The organism is Mycobacterium sp. 360MFTsu5.1 (assembly GCF_000383495.1).
GTDB lineage: Bacteria > Actinomycetota > Actinomycetes > Mycobacteriales > Mycobacteriaceae > Mycobacterium > Mycobacterium mucogenicum_B.
In genome coordinates this window covers 36,578-52,866 of record NZ_KB911469.1, presented here as the reverse complement: position 1 = coordinate 52,866, position 16,289 = coordinate 36,578, and the positions used below count along the sequence as shown (strand labels likewise).

Annotated in this window: 17 protein-coding genes; 3 read left to right on the top strand and 14 right to left on the bottom strand. The window is 65.2% G+C overall.

From position 1 onward, the window contains the following. Positions 1–6 precede the first annotated feature (6 nt). The 3 genes from H289_RS0119310 to glnT all read right to left on the bottom strand — a co-directional run bounded on the left by H289_RS0119310 (position 7) and on the right by glnT (position 2,998). Positions 7–687, bottom strand: a complete 681-nt coding sequence (locus H289_RS0119310; protein ID WP_029105460.1) for a protein glxC — start codon at positions 685–687, stop codon at positions 7–9. Further along, positions 684–1,595, bottom strand: a complete 912-nt coding sequence (locus H289_RS0119305) for a class II glutamine amidotransferase domain-containing protein (RefSeq protein WP_020102461.1) — start codon at positions 1,593–1,595, stop codon at positions 684–686. The genes H289_RS0119310 and H289_RS0119305 overlap by 4 nt, the downstream gene beginning before the upstream one ends. Before the next feature lie 65 nt (positions 1,596–1,660). After that, complete coding sequence (gene glnT, locus H289_RS0119300) at positions 1,661–2,998, bottom strand: type III glutamate--ammonia ligase (RefSeq protein ID WP_020102460.1); 1,338 nt, start codon at positions 2,996–2,998, stop codon at positions 1,661–1,663. Between the two features lie 205 nt (positions 2,999–3,203). Here glnT and H289_RS0119295 point away from each other — a divergent pair, with 205 nt between their 5' ends. Further along, positions 3,204–4,448, top strand: a complete 1,245-nt coding sequence (locus H289_RS0119295) for an ammonium transporter (protein WP_029105459.1) — start codon at positions 3,204–3,206, stop codon at positions 4,446–4,448. Between the two features lie 66 nt (positions 4,449–4,514). Here the strand turns inward: H289_RS0119295 and H289_RS0119290 are convergent, their stop codons facing one another. Then, positions 4,515–6,527 (bottom strand): SDR family oxidoreductase, encoded by a 2,013-nt coding sequence (locus H289_RS0119290; RefSeq protein WP_020102458.1) that lies wholly within the window; start codon positions 6,525–6,527, stop codon positions 4,515–4,517. 88 nt (positions 6,528–6,615) lie between these two features. Here H289_RS0119290 and H289_RS0119285 point away from each other — a divergent pair, with 88 nt between their 5' ends. Both H289_RS0119285 and H289_RS0119280 read left to right on the top strand, forming a co-directional pair. Next, positions 6,616–7,482 (top strand): MaoC family dehydratase, encoded by an 867-nt coding sequence (locus H289_RS0119285; protein WP_020102457.1) that lies wholly within the window; start codon positions 6,616–6,618, stop codon positions 7,480–7,482. Between the two features lie 159 nt (positions 7,483–7,641). Then, a complete protein-coding gene (locus H289_RS0119280; protein WP_231388079.1) occupies positions 7,642–8,133 on the top strand; it encodes a DUF5994 family protein in 492 nt (163 codons plus the stop codon). 33 nt (positions 8,134–8,166) lie between these two features. Here H289_RS0119280 and H289_RS0119275 read toward each other — a convergent pair whose 3' ends face one another. From H289_RS0119275 to H289_RS0119230, 10 genes are all read right to left on the bottom strand, one after another. Next, positions 8,167–8,370 carry a cold-shock protein gene (locus H289_RS0119275; RefSeq protein ID WP_020102455.1) on the bottom strand — a complete coding sequence of 68 codons (204 nt, stop codon included), beginning with the start codon at positions 8,368–8,370 and terminating at the stop codon, positions 8,167–8,169. A gap of 83 nt (positions 8,371–8,453) precedes the next feature. After that, entirely contained in the window at positions 8,454–8,909 is a 456-nt protein-coding gene (locus H289_RS0119270) for a DUF5994 family protein (RefSeq protein ID WP_029105458.1), read from the bottom strand. 292 nt (positions 8,910–9,201) lie between these two features. Continuing rightward, positions 9,202–9,687, bottom strand: a complete 486-nt coding sequence (locus H289_RS0119265; RefSeq protein WP_020102453.1) for an SRPBCC family protein — start codon at positions 9,685–9,687, stop codon at positions 9,202–9,204. Continuing rightward, on the bottom strand, positions 9,684–10,391 hold the full coding sequence (locus H289_RS0119260) for a DUF899 family protein (RefSeq protein ID WP_020102452.1): 708 nt from the start codon (positions 10,389–10,391) through the stop codon (positions 9,684–9,686). The genes H289_RS0119265 and H289_RS0119260 overlap by 4 nt, the downstream gene beginning before the upstream one ends. A gap of 52 nt (positions 10,392–10,443) precedes the next feature. After that, positions 10,444–11,904, bottom strand: a complete 1,461-nt coding sequence (locus H289_RS0119255; RefSeq protein ID WP_029105457.1) for an FAD-dependent monooxygenase — start codon at positions 11,902–11,904, stop codon at positions 10,444–10,446. Positions 11,905–12,609: 705 nt separating this feature from the next. Continuing rightward, on the bottom strand, positions 12,610–13,407 hold the full coding sequence (locus H289_RS0119250) for a hypothetical protein (protein WP_020102450.1): 798 nt from the start codon (positions 13,405–13,407) through the stop codon (positions 12,610–12,612). Positions 13,408–13,452: 45 nt separating this feature from the next. After that, positions 13,453–13,770 (bottom strand): hypothetical protein, encoded by a 318-nt coding sequence (locus H289_RS0119245; RefSeq protein ID WP_020102449.1) that lies wholly within the window; start codon positions 13,768–13,770, stop codon positions 13,453–13,455. Continuing rightward, positions 13,770–13,961 (bottom strand): hypothetical protein, encoded by a 192-nt coding sequence (locus tag H289_RS33105; RefSeq protein WP_155944183.1) that lies wholly within the window; start codon positions 13,959–13,961, stop codon positions 13,770–13,772. Before H289_RS33105 ends, H289_RS0119245 begins: the two co-directional genes overlap by 1 nt. Next, entirely contained in the window at positions 13,948–15,000 is a 1,053-nt protein-coding gene (locus H289_RS0119235) for a caspase family protein (protein ID WP_155944182.1), read from the bottom strand. Before H289_RS0119235 ends, H289_RS33105 begins: the two co-directional genes overlap by 14 nt. Further along, positions 14,997–15,947: a hypothetical protein gene (locus tag H289_RS0119230; RefSeq protein ID WP_020102446.1), complete on the bottom strand. Its 951-nt coding sequence runs from the start codon at positions 15,945–15,947 to the stop codon at positions 14,997–14,999. The genes H289_RS0119235 and H289_RS0119230 overlap by 4 nt, the downstream gene beginning before the upstream one ends. Positions 15,948–16,289 lie beyond the last annotated feature (342 nt).

Sequence of the window (16,289 nt, the reverse complement as noted above, 5' to 3'; positions counted from 1 at the left end):
CCTCAATCAGTAGGAGTTGTGTACTTGGAAGTGATAGAGGTTGCGTGCCGAGCCGTAGCGCCGGTACGTGGCCGGGTCGTCGTCGTAGCCGGCCGCCTTGAGCAGGCCCGCGAGCTCCTCGAGGTGTTCGGCCTCCATCGGCTTCTCGATGCAGTCCGCACCAAGGGATTTCACTTCTCCTCGGACGTACAGCCGGGCCTCGTAGATCGAGTCACCGAGGGCGTCACCGGCATCACCGCGGATGACGATGCGGCCCTTCTGCGCCATGAACGCGCTCATATGGCCCACCGAGCCACCGACGACGATGTCCAGCCCCTTCAGCGAGATGCCGCACCGGGCGGCGGCATTGCCGTCGATGACGAGCAGGCCGCCACGCCCCGTGGCGCCCGCCGATTGCGATGCGTCGCCGGTGACGTGGACGACACCGCTCATCATGTTCTCGGCCAGACCTTGTCCGGCATTGCCGTTGACGGTGATCTCGGCCTTCTGGTTCATGCCGGCGGCGTAGTAACCGACGTGGCCGTGGACCGTGATCTCGACCGGCGAGTTGACCCCGACGGCGACGTTGTGGGCGCCCTGGGGATTGGTGATGACGAACTGGCCGTCGATGCCGTCGGCGTGCAGGGCCGCATTCACGTCACGCAGACTCACGGCCGAAAGGTCGAAAGTTGTTGGTGCGTCGCTCATGCCGGCACCGCCTCTCGGCTCCAGGCGTAGACCACTTCGGGTTCGGGCTCCCAGATGCGGGCGTCCTCGATCCCCGGAAGATGCGCCAGGGCGCGGAATTCCGATGCCATGGCCACCCAGTCCGTGGTTTCGGCGATCACCGCGGGCTTGCACGCGATGGCGTCGCGCACGATGGCGAAGCTGTCGCTGTTCGAGACCAGCAGCGTGTAGAAGCCGTCGAATGTTGTTGTCAGATCGGTCAGTGCCTGCTCGACATCGGAGCCCGCGGCCAGCTCGTGGGCCACGAAGCGGGCACCGACCTCGGTGTCGTTCTCGGAATCGAATTCGACGCCGGCGGCGCGCAGGTCGCGCCGGATACCGGCATGGTTGGCGAACGAACCGTTGTGCACCAGGCACTGATCCGGGCCCACCGCGTACGGATGTGCCCCACTGGGCGTCACCGCCGATTCGGTGGCCATCCGGGTATGACCGACGCCCTGCCAGCCCTGTGCACCGGCCAGCCCCCAATTCCCGACCAGCGAGGTGGGCGTGCCGACGCCCTTGAGCACCGCCACATCGGTGCCGAATCCCCCGACGAGGGCATGCGGGTACACCGCCTTGGCCGCCGCGAGTAGTGCCTCGGGTGTCGTGGACGCCGACACCAGATACGTCACATCGCGCGCGATGACGGTGATTTCGGCGCCCAGGCGGGCGCCGAGTGCTTCCGCGACCTGTTCGCGTGACTCGCCGACCTCGATCAGCGAGATGGTGCTCTGCCCCGGCGGTGACCACTGGGGGTCGCCATACACGGCGATCCCCGCGGAGTCGGCGCCGCGCGCCTCCATGGCGGTCAGCATGCCGGCCAACAGTTCACCCAGCCTGGGATAGAGCTCGGGGTTGCGCAGGTGCAACCCGACGATTCCGCACATGGTTGTACTGGTCCTTTCTCGTCGCGGCCCGATGTTGTTGGCCGACAGAGGTTTTGTTGCCGTGCTCAGAAAGCGGTGAGGTAACGCTCGTGTTCCCACGCGCCGACCGCGGAATGCCAGTCCCAGAACTCGGTCTTCTTCAGACGGGCGAAATAGGCGGCGACACTGGGGATATCGGTGTTGGGCGGGATGGCGGCATCCAGCGCGCCGGTCATCACCTCGTCGGTCTCCAGGCGTTCGATCGCGTGCAACAGGGTGGCGGGGAGGCGTTCCTGTTTGGGTCCCGTGCCCAGGGCGCCGGGGTCGGCGGCCCGTTTGATGCCGTCCAGTCCGGCGGCGAGTGCGACGGCCGCCGCCAGGTACGGGTTGGCCGAACCGTCGGCTCCGCGCATTTCGATGCGACTGCTGTCCGGGACGCGCACGTAGTGGGTGCGGTCGTTGCCGCCATAGGTCGGAAAGCGCGGCGCCCAGGACGCACCCGACGCCGTCGAGATGGCGCCGGTTCGCTTGTAGGAGTTGACCGTTGGCGCGATCACCGCTTGCATGGCGCATGCGTGATCGAGGATGCCGGCGATGAACGAGTACGCGGTCGCGGACATCGCGAGGCCGCGGTCGTCCTCGTGGGGCTCCGTGGGGAACACCGGGGTGCCGCCACTGGTGAGTGACATGTGCATGTGCAGGCCGGATCCGGTCTTGTTCGCGAACGGTTTCGGCATGAACGTGGCGATCATGCCGCGCTCAGCGGCCATCACGTTGAGCAGGTAACGCAGGGTGATGACGCGGTCACAGGTGGTCAGCGCCTCGGCGTAATTGAAGTTCTGTTCGAACTGGCCGGACCCGTCCTCGTGGTCGTTGGCATAGTTGCCCCAGCCCAGACCGTTGATGGCAGTGCTGATCGATGACAGGTGGTCGTACATCCGGGTGACACTGCGGGCGTCGTAACACGGTTGGGCCGCGGTGTCCTGGTCATCGGCCGGAACCAACGCGCCGTCGGCGTTCCGCTTGAGTAGGAAGTACTCGACCTCGGCGCCGATCCACGGTTCGAATCCGGCGTCGGCGGCCTGCTGGATCATGGCCTTGAGGATGTTGCGCGGCGCGAACGGCCACGGCTCGCCGTTGACATGCGGATCGCAATGCACAAGGGCCAGGCCCTCTTTGACGAAGGGGATCGGCGTGAACGACGCAGGATCGGGCATGGCGACCAGATCGGGGTCCTTCGGCTCCTGGCCGATCGCGCCGACCGCGTAGCCGGCGAACCCGACTCCGTCGGCGGCGAGTTCGTCGACCGCTTCGACCGGCACCAGCTTGGCGCACGGCTTGCCGTTCAGGTCGACGAAGAGCGCGAGGATGAACTTGGTTCCCGCCTCTGCGGCCAATTCCGCAAGTGTGTTGGGCTTCGTCATGCCAACTCCCGACTACTGATAGGAATCATCGTTTCTTAATAGTAGACACGGCGGCGTTGGGGATTGCAACAGCAGCTACGTAACTTCGGCGTTACGAGGTCGTTCACAAGTTTGTTACCCGCACCATATCGTCTACGCAAAGAAAACATTGTCTACTGAGCAGAGACGGGCATAGCGTGTGCCCACGAACCTGCGAGGAGGCGAAATGGACACCGGAACAACAGCATTCATGCTCTGTTGCATCATTGGGCTCACGATCATGATCCCTGGGCTGGCCCTGTTCTACGGCGGCATGGTCAGTGTGAAGAGCTCGACCAACATGATGATGATGACGTACGGCGCCGTGGCGGTCGTCGGAGTGCTGTGGGTGTTGTTCGGCTTCTCGATGACATTCGGTACTTCCTACGGTGGATTCGTCGGGAGCTTCACCGAATTCGCGGGGATGAAGAACCTCCTGGACCCGATGACCACCATCAACGGGCTGCCCGTCAGCTTGTTCGCGCTGTTCCAGGCGCTCTTCGCGGCGCTGACCGTGGCCATCGTCTCGGGTGCCGCGGCCGACCGGATGAAGTTCGCCGCCTGGATGACCTTCGCGACGGCGTGGGCGATTCTGGTCTATTTCCCGGTCGCCCATTGGGTTTTCGCGGTCGACGGCGTCGTCACGAGTGACGCCAAGGGTGGCTGGATCGCCAACAAGCTGCACGCCATCGACTTCGCCGGCGGCACGGCGGTCCACATCAACGCGGGCGCGGCCGCGCTCGCGGTCGCGCTGGTGCTCGGCCGGTCGGCCACCTGGTCGTCACGTAAGCCCCACAACGTGCCGCTCATCCTGCTCGGTGCAGGTCTGCTGTGGGCCGGTTGGTACGCGTTCAACGGTGGATCGGCGCTGTCCGCCGGCAAGCCGGCGGCGATCGTGATGGTCACGTCGTTCGTCGCGACGTGCGCGGCCACGCTGGGCTGGCTCCTGGTGGAGAAGTTCAAGGACGGCCACGTCACCGGCATCGGCGCTGCCTCCGGCGCCATCACCGGTCTGGTCGCCATCACTCCCGCGTGTGGCGCCGTCACCCCGGTCGGCGCCATCTTCGTCGGCTTCATCCCGGCGGTGATCTGCCCGTTCGCCATCGGGCTCAAGCACAAGTTCGGCTATGACGACTCGACCGACGTCGTCGGTGTCCACCTCGTCGGTGGCATCGTCGGCACGCTGCTGATCGGCTTCTTCGCCAGCTCGGGTATGCCCAACGGCGTCAACGGACTGCTGTACGGCGGCGGCGCAGACCTGCTGCTCAAGCAGGCCGTCGCCGCGGGGTCGGTCCTGGCCTACTCGTTCACGGTGGCCCTCGTCATCGCGCTTGTCATCAAGAAGATGATGGGGCTGCGTATCTCGGCGGAAGAGGAGGAAGAGGGCATCGACTCGACGCTGCACCGGGACCCGGCGTACGAATTGGTCTGACCTCGATACCGCGACACCTGGTCCGAGCCCCGTTGCTGGGACCAGGTGTCGCTGTCTGTGCGGTACCTACCAATGCACACCCGGGATCAGCCGCACCGCGGTCTTGACCGGCCGGGGCACCCGGACCTTGCCGGCCGCGAGGGGCCGCTTGGGCCGGCGCGGGTTGCGTGGGCGTTCCGGACGATCAACCGGCGGCGGGGTCTCGGTGACACCGCGGGCCGCCGCCGAATCCGGGTAGCCCAGGTACAACTGGTGCAGCACGCGGCGAGACAGCTTGGGCGTGAAGTAGTTTCCGAGATCGCCCAGTGTGCCCATCGGGGTGTCGATGCGGGCCGGCTTGTCCACCAAACCGCGCACCACCATCGCCGCCGCGTGTTCGGCGGTGATCGGCGGCACGGGATTAAGCCGCTTCGACGGCGCGATCATCGGAGTCTGGACCAACGGCATGTGGATGTTGGTGAACGTGATGTGGTCCGAAAGAGTCTCGGTGCCAACGACTTCCGAGAACGCGTCCAGAGCTGCCTTGCTCGGCAGGTACGCGCTGTACTTCGGGCTGTTGGCCTGCACCCCGGCGCTCGACACGTTGACCACGTGACCGAACCGGCGTTCGCGCCAGTGCGGCAGCAGAGCCAGCGTCATCCGGACCGCGCCGAAGTAGTTGACCGCCATCACGCGCTCGTAGTCGTGGAAGCGGTCGGTCGAGTTGACCACCGAACGACGGATCGAGCGGCCGGCGTTGTTCACCAGATAGTCGACGTGGCCGAACTGGCCGAGGATGTCCTTGACGGTGTGCTCCACCGAACTGCCGTCGGCGACATCGCACGTGAAAGCGTAGGCCTCGCCGCCGAATTGGCGAATCTCCGTAACCAGCTCGTCGAGGGCGTCAGCGCTACGGGCCAAGGCGAACACCCGCCCACCGCGCTCGGCGACCGCGACGGCCGAGGCCCGGCCGATACCGCTCGAGGCACCCGTGATGATCACGTTGCGCCCGACCAGCGGGCCGCGCGGATCGTCCCGGCGAGCCCGGTCCGGGTCCAGGTGCTCGGCCCAGTAACGCCACAGCTTCGGTGCGTACGAAGCGAATTCGGGCAGCACGATGCCGGTGCCCTGCAATGCCGCCACAGTGGCTTCGGAGGCGAACGACGGCGCCAGATCGACGACGTCGAGCACCTCACCCGGGATGCCCAACTGGATGGCCGCCATGTTGCGCAGGACCTTGGCCCGCCCAGTGGCCTTGAGCACCGGGGCGGCCGTCGCCTTCGGCAACGTGCCGCGCAGCGGTGGCAGCCCGGCTTCACGCGCGACGCCGCGATAGATGTCTTTGAGCCCAATGGGATTCGGAGACGTCAGATGGAACGTCTGACCGTCGCGGCCGTCCGCATGCATCAGCGCCACCAGGGCGTCGACGACGTAGTCCACCGGCACGATGTTGGTGCGGCCGGTGTCGGGCACCATCATCGGCGTGAACCTCGGCAGCGCCGCCAGTCGCGACAGCACGCCGAAGAAGTAGTACGGCCCGTCGACCTTGTCCATCTCGCCGGTCTGGGAGTCGCCGACCACGACGGCCGGCCGGTAGATCCGGTGCCGCAGCCCGGGGGTGGTGCGCACCAGCTGCTCGGCTTCGAACTTGGTCTGGTGGTAGGGCGTCGGCAGCTCCTGAGAGACGTCGAAGTCATCCTCCGTGAAAATCCCCCGGTAGTTGCCGGCCACCGCGATCGACGACACGTGGTGCAGCGTGGCACCGAGACCGCGCGCCAACTCGATCACCGCGCGGGTGCCTTCGACGTTGGCGGCCTGCTGGGTAGCGGCGTCGACGGTCATGTCATAGATCGCGGCGCAGTGCACCACGTGGTCGATCGGACCCAGATCGGCCAGATCGGCCAGGCCCAGACCCGCGGAGGTGAGGTCGCCGACCAGGGGTTTTGCCCGGTCACCCCAGTCCGCGGCCAGTTCTTCGAAGCGGGCCAACGACGCCCGACGGACGAGAACGAACACTTCGGCTTCGTCGTACTGAGCCAGAATCCGGCTGACGACGCGGCGGCCAATAAACCCGGTACCGCCGGTAACGACATATCGCATGCGAGTCATCGTGACCCTCTCGCGGGCCGAGGTCAATAGCGCGTATGGTCCGAATTTGTCACACCCACCTCTGAGGGAGAACCGCCGAATGCCGATCAACCCCAATGCCATCGGAGCCAAGACCGCACCGCAGCCCTTCGAATGGACCGAACGCGACACCCTGCTCTATGCGCTCGGAGTGGGTTGCGGGACGAAGGATTTGGCGTTCACCACGGAGAACAGCCATGGCATCGACCAGCAGGTGTTGCCCACCTACGCGGTGATCTGCTGCCCGGCCTGGGGTGCCGTCGGGGAGGTCGGCAGCTTCAACTTCGGCAAGCTGCTGCACGGCAGCCAGCAGATTCGGCTGCACGCGCCGCTGCCGCCTTCGGGCCGACTCAACGTCAGCTCCGAGGTGGTCGACATCCAGGACAAGGGCGAGGGCAAGAACGCCATCCTGACGTTCAAGGGCACCGCCACCGACGACAGCGGGAACGTGATCGCCGAATCCTGGTCGACCGCGGTGATCCGCGGCGAGGGCGGCTTCGGCGGGCAGCCAGGGGAGCGGGCGGCGGCGCCGGAGATCCCAGATCGTCCGGCCGACGCCGTCGTCGCGCTACCCACCACCGAGGATCAGCCGCTGATCTACCGGCTCTCCGGCGACCGAAACCCGCTGCACAGCGACCCGTGGTTCGCGCAGACCCTCGCCGGCTTCCCGAAGCCGATCCTGCACGGCCTGTGCACCTACGGCGTCGCCGGCCGCGTCCTGGTCGCCGAGCTCGCCGGCGGTGACGCCGCCAAGATCAAGGCCGTCGGGGCGCGCTTCACATCTCCGGTGTTCCCCGGCGAGACGTTGACGACCTCGGTGTGGCGCACCGAGCCGGGGCGCGCGGTGTTCCGTACCGAGGCCGCCGGGGCCGACGGCAGCAACGCCCGGCTGGTGCTCGAAGACGGCACCGCGGAGTACAGCGACTGACGGTTGCGAGGCGCGTCAGCCGCACATGCGGCGTAGCGTCATGGGTAGAGCCGCGTCAGATGTTGCTTGGCGGCTCCGCTCGAAGTCATTGGCAGCGTGGTCTCTACGTGATTCTGCCGGTGGGTGATCGCGGCACCGACCGTTAGGACTTTTCATGGGATGGCGCACCAGTCGGCTTCAGCACGTAGTGGCGACCTGATGGCGTACATCGCGCAACGAACCCGCGTCGACAAACCCGTTCGGCTGTGCCTGTCCGACACGCTCGGTCGCCGAATCGACGGGGCCTGGTGGCCGTACACGGGAGTCCTGGCCGACGAATTCGCGGGCCTGATAGCGGTTCTGGATGACCGTCTCGGGAAGATCGTGGAGGTCGGCATCAACTGGTCGCCCCTGCACAATCCGCCGAACCTCAATTGGCAAGCGTGGCGTGGACGTGCGCAGCACATCATGACCGTGGAAGGGTGTGACGCCACCGCGACCCTGTTGATCGTGCCCAGCACGACCAACAACACGCTCGCCGGCATGGTGCTGCGCCGCGCCGCTGGTCAGTCCGTGGACCCACGTCGCGGCGAGGACGCGATGCTGGAGACCGCCGAAGAAATCTTGACAGCCGCTCGGCGGCAACGTGTTTCGGGAAAGGTTCTGGACTGACGCGGATCGCGTCAGTCCAGAATTTCCGCGGGATCAGAGCGTGGTGACGCCGACGGCCTGCGGGCCTTTGTTGCCCTGGGTGACATCGAACTTCACTCGCTGATTCTCCTCGAGCGAGCGGAAGCCGGCGCCCAGGATTTCGGTGTGGTGCACGAAAACATCGGGCGCACCGCCGTCGGGGGAGATGAAGCCGAAGCCCTTAGCGTCGTTGAACCACTTCACGGTTCCTTCGGTCATGTGACTACTACTTTCTTTTTGAACATGGATGCGAACGTCCGCATCCAAATCTGTTGTGATTCAGCGCAAGAAGCGAAGAATCGCTAGTCCGCGTGCTGCGCTGCCGCGAGAATGCCCGACACCGTCGTGTGGTCGTTGGGCTGTGCGGCGTTCATGAGTGCGCAATGGGCTTCTGCCGGGTCCGTGTTGACGGGCACCGTCAGGAGCACGATCCGGTCGCGGTCGAGTCCAACCACTTCAACGGTGTTGATCGGCTGGCGCTGGTAACCGTCGAGGCGTACCCGCCGTCCGCCTGCCGCGAGTTTGGTGGGGGCGGAGGACCACTCGTGCACGTTGTAGAGCACCCGGTCGATCCGTCCGAGGCGCACCGACAGCACGGCCAACAGGTCGGGCAGTTCGGTGCTCAGGTTGCTGCTGTGCGGCCACCACGCCCCGTCGACGTATCCGCTGTGGGGAGCCTTGGGCTTCAACCGCAATCGTGGAGTCTGCGTCGGCGACGTGCGTTGAATTGGGGACGTGCGGTCATGTTGCGGCGTCATTGCGACGCTCCTGCCTTGACCGCGAATCGGTCAAACTACTTCGAATCGGCGACGGCGTGGCTTTGAACCGCCACGCGACGAAGTACCGCCGATGGATCAAGCATACGCGGGAAACGCGCAGGACCAAATCAGACAGGAGGTGCCCCGTCGAGCCGACGCAATGAACAGCACGCTACGCAGGTGACACCCGCGAGTCGAAACCGGGGTCGGCGAGCCGACGACCGCCCCGCCCTCTGCGCGACAAATACGTTGCTGTGCAACATTTTCTCGCGCAGAGGGAGTGGCGTGCGTCTTAGCCGGTGACGGCGCGGTCGAGAGCGGCGAGCGACTCCTCGATGAACCCGAGCGGGAACGGCGGCATGCCGCCGATCTGATCGCGGAAGGCCTGCGGTGTCTCGGTCCAGTCGTACGTGAGGGTGACATCGGTGCCGTCGCTGTTCGGGGCCAGGTCGTAGCGCCACCACCAACCGCCGGGGAGGTGCTGTCCCGACTCGTCCAGACTGCCGGTCGCCCAGCCGACGGTCTTATCAGGCTCGAAATCCGTCACCAGGTTGTACGTGACGTAGTCGCCGCCGGCCTGGTCCAGGTACATGTTCATGGCGAAGACCTGGCCGGTACCGGTGATCGGTGCGGTGTCCACGGCGTCGCGAACCCAGTCCCCGGGCTCGGTTTCCTTGTGCCGCGCCGGGTTGGCCAGCACCGCGAAGACCGCGGCGGGCGGCGCGGCGATGGTGCGGGTGGCGACGAAGCGTTCCTGGGCAACTGAGCTGCTGGTCATCGGTTTTGTCCCTTCTGTCCGTTGGTTCCGTATGCGCGGGCAATGTCCTGCGAACTGGCCCATTTGGAGTACGTCGGCGACTGCGGCCAGCCTTCAGGCGAATCCTGCCACTGCTCCTGGCGGCCGTAGGGCAGAACGTCGATCAACGCGAAACTGTGGCCCAGCTGTTCGCAGCCGCGACCGTCGGTATGCCAGGTGCGGTAGACCGTATCGCCATGTCGCAGAAACACATTGACGGCAAAGCCGGCGCCGGGCGGGGCGCCCATGTCCGACCCGAAACTGCTCTCCGACGACGAGTACCAATCCATCTTGTTGCCCACTTTGGCCTTGTAGGCCAGGGCTTCCTCGATGGGCCCGTTGGTGACGATGACGAACCGGGCGTCGTAGTTGGCCAGGAAATCCAGGCGCGTGAATTGAGAGGTGAAGCCGGTGCATCCGGGGCACTGCCACTCGGCGCCGTCGGTCCACATGTGGTTGTAGACGATCAGTTGCGACCGGCCGTCGAAGATGTCGGTCAAGCGGGTCGGACCATCGGCGCCGATCAAGGTGTATTCGGGCAGCTCGACCATCGGCAGCCGGCGCCGTTGTGCGGCGATGGCGTCGAGTTCGCGCGTCGCGGCCTTTTCGCGGCGGCGCAGGTCGTCGAGGGCGGTCCGCCAGGTGTCCTGGTCGACCACCGGCGGCAGGGCGGTCTGCTCGGTCATAGTGCCTCCTGAAAGTTGCGTCCATTGGATAGACCGATGCGGGCGCGAATACTCATCGCGGATCGCCGAACCAATACGTCAGCGCCTCCCTCAGCCCCGCATCCGAGGCGCCGGCCCACGCGATGTGTGCGTCCGGGCGGATCAGCAGAGCGTCGGTTTGGCGACTGATGATGTCGACGCGGTCCGCCCACGGCGCCGCGACATCGCACAGCTCCGCCGGCCCGACGAACACGGCTCGCGCCGCGCGCAGCGGTGCCGCGACGTCGTCGGACAGGTGCGAGGCGAACGTCCCGGCCAGCGGGTGTGACTCCGCGCCGGGCATCGGATACCGGACGTCGGACGCGGCGATCATCGCGCCGACACGCGCGAGAGCAGGCGCGTCGGAGAGCAGCTCGCTGAACACTTTTCGCAGCGCCTCATCTGCGGGGTCGTAGCCGCGCCGCAACGACACCTGGGCCTGCGCGTGCAGCAGCAGGCGTTCGCCGGCGAGGTGCCGTTCGGAGTGGTAGGTCTCGAGCAGGCAGGGCGGTGCCCAGCCCCGGAGTGTCGCGGCGAGCTTCCAGGCCACGTTCACCCCGTCGAGCATCCCGGCCGATACCGCGACACCGCCCGTCGGAATCTGATGCGCCGTGTCACCGGCCAGCAGCACCCGTCCCGCCACGTAGCGCTCGGTGTGCCGGGCCGCGTACGTGAACCGGGTGAGCCGTCGCGGTTCGCCGAGCGGGAGATCCACCCCGAGCACGCGGCGGACGCTGGCGCGGAATTCGTCCAACGTCATCGGGTCGTCGTCGTCGTAGTCGTGATCGGGCGCCTCGCTGGTGTACAGGCCCAGCCATCCGGGCTCCGACGACGCGATGGCGAAGATGCCGCCCTCGGTCTGGCTGTAGCCCCACGGCAGGCGGCCATAGCCCGGCGCGTCGTAGTCGCCGTTGTCGCGGACGGTGATCTCGCGCGGCCACGTGACGGTGGCCATCCGGTGGATCTCGGGGTAAACGATGCCCGGGAAGCCGATTCCGGCCAGCTCCCGCACCCGGCTGCGCACGCCGTCGCAGCCCACGACGTACTGGGCGCTGATGCGGTACGGGCCGTCCGGACCGCGGACCTCGAGGTGCACAGCGTCGTCGTCCTGCTGTAGACCGGTCACCTCGTGGCCGCGCCGGACCTCGACGCCGAGGCTGCGTGCGTAGTGCTGCAGGAGTGCTTCGAGCTGAGGCTGGGGGAGCCGCTGCACCTGCATCGGCGACTCGTCCAGCTGAGTGAGATCGACGTGGATGCCGCCGAACGGAAGTTTGGCGGTGACGGGCGGGCCGGCAGCGTCGTCGAGCAGGTCACCGAGTTCCCGGTAGCGCAGCAGGTTGAGGATCTGGCCGCCGATGCCGCCGGCTTTGGCGACCTCGCGGATGTCGGTGAGCCGTTCCAGGACAAGCGGTTTGATCCCGGTCAGGCAGAGTTCAGTGGCGAGCGTCAGGCCGGTCGGTCCCGCGCCCACGATGATCACGTCAATATTCGTCATGCGTCCCCCTCAAGACGATCCAGCTGCAGTTACGTTGCAGCCCAGCGATTCTGGAGCGTGAGGGGGGTCTTGCCACAAGCCCCCAGGTGCGCTATATGTTGAAAGTGGAGGGTGTCACTTCTCAATCTGCGTGGCAAATTCTCATTTGAGATGGCACAACTTGGCAAAATTGCCAACTCGATGAGAGGTCGCGTTGGCCCGGCGCCCGGCCCGCGCTGGATTTCTGGCTGCGGAACGCATACGGCCCCACGTTCTCGACAGCTTGGATGTCGCAGAATGAGGCTCTTCGTCGTCTAGCGCGACCGGACCGGCGGCCTGCCGATACCTCGGCAGCTATGAATATCCCAGTGTGGCAGCGCTATTGGTGCTGACTCTGACTGCGTGTTCAGGTTATCGATACCCGACATAGGTGGCCGTTATCGGCGTGGTGAGTGGACGTATCGTATAACGCCGGATCTTGTCCAGGGGTGCTGTGGTTCACGTGTGCCGGCGTTAGACGACGGAGAGTCGGTGTGCGTGGCGCTGGCGGCAAGACCGCGTGGTCAAGGTTCGCAGAATTCCGCCACCTCGTCGAATCCGCATCTCTGCGTTGGGGAACGCCGAAATGCGCGGGCGGCAACGCGGTAGTGATGCCCCGCGCTGCCGCACCAGTTCGCCGCTAGCCGATGACGACGAGGCCTTCTGTGGGCACAATTCCGAAAGTGCTTATCGAACAGGCGATTTGGGCATTCGCAGCAGTTCGGCGAGCCTGGCGACGCCGAGGGTGCCGACGACATCGCGCCCTTCGACATGCCGGAAGTCAGCGATATCGCCGATAGCGTCTTCGATCTGGCGCAGTGCGGCCGACGGGACACTGCCGCGCCGCTCAGAGTCCCAGCTCCAGTGTGGATCACACCACGCCAACGGGTCTGTGGTCTGGGCCTGGTGGGAGAGGATTTCACCGGTGCCGTCCCAACGTAGCCACGGTCCAGTGTTGTTGAGAAACGGTGCGATTCGCTCTGCGGGGCTATCCTCGCCGATCACGTTGTCGCAGAGCTGAGCGGCACTTAGCAGGAACTTGCGGTACGACGAATCAAACATCGGCGGCCAGGGCACCTCGGCGCGATTGCGGGTGATTCTCCCGAGAAGAGGGGAACGCACCGCAGCAATATCGGGGTGGTAGCCGAGAAGGTTGCTTAGCCCATCGAGCAGTTCAGGTGACTCGCCGTGCTCAGCCGAGCCCAACCTCACCAATTGCTGCGCCGTGACCGCCAGCATTGGGTTGATCTCGAACTTTGTCCGGGCAAGCCCCAGCACGCTGGGAGCCACGTCGAGCTCGCCCGCGCTGATGCCCGCAAAGAGCGCTTCGACCACACGTGCGTCCCTGGCATCGGACTGCCATGGTCGCGACAACGGACTCATCTGAACCGCCATCTGACAGGCGCGTGCCCCGGCGTCGCCGTTCGGCAGAAAAGCCAACGTCTGCCAGCCCGGCGAGAGCCAAATGGTCTGGTCGGTCAGCACGATGTCTTCACGACCCGGCTCCTGGTGGGGCTGTGTACGCAGGATTTACAGGCCTGGCGCTAACAGAGTCGCTTTGCCGGCGATGTCGTTACCGCCGAGAACCCAGCGCGAATCCCATTCGTGCACTCGCTCAAGGCGGCTGTCGAGGAGTTCGATGCTGTCGACAAGAAGTTTCGGGCCGTCATCATTGTTGCGCAGGACCACTACCAGCCCGGCTGCATCGCGGTCAGACCGGATAGCGCCGCTGAGCCATTCGGCGAATGTACTGTGGTCGGGTGGCGAGCTCGCTGCTAGTGGCGCCACGGTCGGGAAATCTACGCTGATCTCGCGGTGGACTTCTTCGTCAGGCCCAATGGTGAGCATTACTGATTCCTCTTCGCCGCCGGCCGACGCGTGGACTTCGTAAACTCCTTCGGCACAGTGATATTCAGGTAGTCCCAGCCGGCGCAAATGGAACGCACCTGGCTATCGATCACCTCGAGCCAGGTGCCGGGAAGCGCGCCGGTCAGCACGAGCAGGCTGGTGCCCGCAGTCGATGGCTCAAAGCTGGACATGGGTGTCTCCGATTACGGCGAACCGTCCGTCGTCCTGGAATGCGGAGCCGCTCATTGTTGAGACCTCGACCACGCCATAGAGGCCATCGGGCCCCGTCATCGGCCAGGGCGTGGGGCCGTTCGCCCACTTATGACGCTTTCCGGTAGGGTCGCGCAGCTCCACCTCGCGGGCAAACGCCGGAGGAATACTAATCGTCGCCTGATTCATTGGAATTGTGGTTGGCGCGCCGAAACGGATCGGGTACCCCTGATCGGAGGTCGGTGTCGTTACGTGCTGAGGTATGGGTTTGTGGCTGGTGGTGTGCCGGACCGCGAACTGCACGTACGTCGCCAAGGTCTGTCCGGTGATGACGCCTTCGGCTAGGTCGATCTGTGCGCCACCACGTAGGCCTCGCAGCAGCGCCTGAGTGAAATACCCGCGCCGCTCGTTTGCGGGGGTCTGAGCTTCTTTTTGGTCATAGGCGGGAGTGCCTGGGGCACAGGCATATCCACCCATGGTGAACACTGTCGGACATGTCCCATCAGTCAAGTCGAAGGGCGGAACACTGGGCGGGGTTTTATCGAATCGGTTTCGGCAGCAGTCAGTGAAGAAGACGATCTCCTTGAAAATGCCGCCGTGATAGTGATACCAATTCACGTACTGGCTGACTTCGAAATTCTCGTGACGCCCTTGGCGCGTGTTGGCCAGCAACAGTGCGCTTTCGCCGCCTCGGGGAATGATGCCGTGCCCTGCCAAGAAGACATAGAGACGCGACTGGTGCCACAGCGCGGGGTCGTGTGCGGTGTCGGCCTCAATTTTGTCGTGAAGGCGCTCCATTGCGTCATCGAGCTGGCCTTTGACCGGTTGGGCAGCGCCAGGAGTCGGCGCGCCGATCGGGGTCGTCAGCTGTTCAATGTTCTTTACAGGAACACCGCCCTCGTTTTCGAGCCAGTCGCGAAAGGCGTTGGCATCGTTTACCGGACCGGCAAGGGCCTTGAGGCTCGAGTAGTTCGGGTAGTTGGTGATTCCGACCCCGATCGCGTAGTGATAGCGGTTCATCGCCACTCCCTGATCATTTCTTGTACGCTGTTTAACACGAGTGCGTCGTCGTCGAAATCGCCATGTGTGTTGGCGGCGGCGGCGCGACCGGGCGCAGCGCCAGCGGCGGTCGGCGAGAGCACAACGCGGCCCGCCAAATAGTCGCGCGTTCCAACGAGCGACCTCGGCTTTTTAGACGTTGCATCGAGGTAGCGCGCAAGGCCGGTCAATGGCGCCACGATCGAGCCGCCCGATTGGTCGCGTTCGAGCACGCCCGAGACAAAGTAAAGCAACGAACGCGGGTAAAACGCGCCGGCGAGCCGGTCCTGTTGTTCAGCATCATCGGGCATTGTGAACATCCGCAGGTATTCGATATACCGGTCAGCGGTGGCCAGCGTCGACGCGAAAGAGGTGTAGGTGTTGGCAGGCGCGAGCAGCGCTACCCGGAACCGCGGCGACTCGGGCCACTGCCGGTAGCCACGGGTGTGCCCGCGCGCTAGTTCAGCGATGAAGTTGTCGATGAATACGCCGCCGGCGCTGTGCCCGACGAGCATGATCCGCGGATAGCTCGAGTCGTCCTCCGCGGCGGCGATGCCGTCGAAGAGCAGCCGCGCGCCGCGATCCTCGCCTAACGCCGCGGCCGTCTGATCCTTCATCGCCGCCCAGATGGATCCGTCGACGTTGCCCAGATAGAACGCGCGCAGAATTTCCTCGACAACTGTCGGATAGACGCCGTGGTCGGTCTTTCGGCGGAATCGCGTGACGACCTGCGCGAGAATGTCGACGAGCTTGTTTGCGAACAGCAGCGTCGAGACGATCCCGCGCTCGTCAGGATCGACGGTGTCTGCATCGATTTCGGACAGCACTGCGGGATCGATCAGGCTGGGTGTTGGCGTCGTTGTCGGCGCCGCGCCGCGGGCGCCGTCGGTTGCCACGTGCTGATCGGGCAGGACGGATTCGACCGCCACGCGCAAGTTAGAGTCCTTTTAGGCTCAAAATGCCATAAAGACAAGGTGTTTGGGGTTGACGGTAGGCCCGCCGGCCGGGCAGGTGACCTCGGGTCTGCACAACCGTACCGTTACGGCTTTTTGCCAGCTGGATGAGAAAAACCTACTTGCCGACTCGATGAGACGTCACGTCGGCAGCCTGCCTACCCGCATACCCGACTGAGCGCCGGTGCCTGTTGCCTCGGTGTAGCCGGCCCGGGCATCGCGTAGGGGCTTCCGCATAATGTGGTGCAACAACGGGCCTGGACGTTGCTGTCTTGGGCTATGAATAGCTCAGTGCATCAGCATTATTGGCATTGACGC

Coding starts and splice junctions, on each gene's coding strand:
- H289_RS0119305 (WP_020102461.1), bottom strand. CDS start 1,595: ATGTGCGGAATCGTCGGGTTGCACCTGCGCAACCCCGAGCTCTATCCC.
- H289_RS0119275 (WP_020102455.1), bottom strand. CDS start 8,370: ATGACCGAAGGAACCGTGAAGTGGTTCAACGACGCTAAGGGCTTCGGC.
- H289_RS0119285 (WP_020102457.1), top strand. CDS start 6,616: ATGCCGATCAACCCCAATGCCATCGGAGCCAAGACCGCACCGCAGCCC.
- H289_RS0119235 (WP_155944182.1), bottom strand. CDS start 15,000: ATGAACCGCTATCACTACGCGATCGGGGTCGGAATCACCAACTACCCG.
- H289_RS0119255 (WP_029105457.1), bottom strand. CDS start 11,904: ATGACGAATATTGACGTGATCATCGTGGGCGCGGGACCGACCGGCCTG.
- glnT (WP_020102460.1), bottom strand. CDS start 2,998: ATGACGAAGCCCAACACACTTGCGGAATTGGCCGCAGAGGCGGGAACC.
- H289_RS0119265 (WP_020102453.1), bottom strand. CDS start 9,687: ATGACCAGCAGCTCAGTTGCCCAGGAACGCTTCGTCGCCACCCGCACC.
- H289_RS0119295 (WP_029105459.1), top strand. CDS start 3,204: ATGGACACCGGAACAACAGCATTCATGCTCTGTTGCATCATTGGGCTC.
- H289_RS0119290 (WP_020102458.1), bottom strand. CDS start 6,527: ATGCGATATGTCGTTACCGGCGGTACCGGGTTTATTGGCCGCCGCGTC.
- H289_RS0119245 (WP_020102449.1), bottom strand. CDS start 13,770: ATGCTCACCATTGGGCCTGACGAAGAAGTCCACCGCGAGATCAGCGTA.
- H289_RS0119310 (WP_029105460.1), bottom strand. CDS start 687: ATGAGCGACGCACCAACAACTTTCGACCTTTCGGCCGTGAGTCTGCGT.
- H289_RS0119280 (WP_231388079.1), top strand. CDS start 7,642: ATGGCGCACCAGTCGGCTTCAGCACGTAGTGGCGACCTGATGGCGTAC.
- H289_RS33105 (WP_155944183.1), bottom strand. CDS start 13,961: ATGTCCAGCTTTGAGCCATCGACTGCGGGCACCAGCCTGCTCGTGCTG.
- H289_RS0119260 (WP_020102452.1), bottom strand. CDS start 10,391: ATGACCGAGCAGACCGCCCTGCCGCCGGTGGTCGACCAGGACACCTGG.
- H289_RS0119270 (WP_029105458.1), bottom strand. CDS start 8,909: ATGACGCCGCAACATGACCGCACGTCCCCAATTCAACGCACGTCGCCG.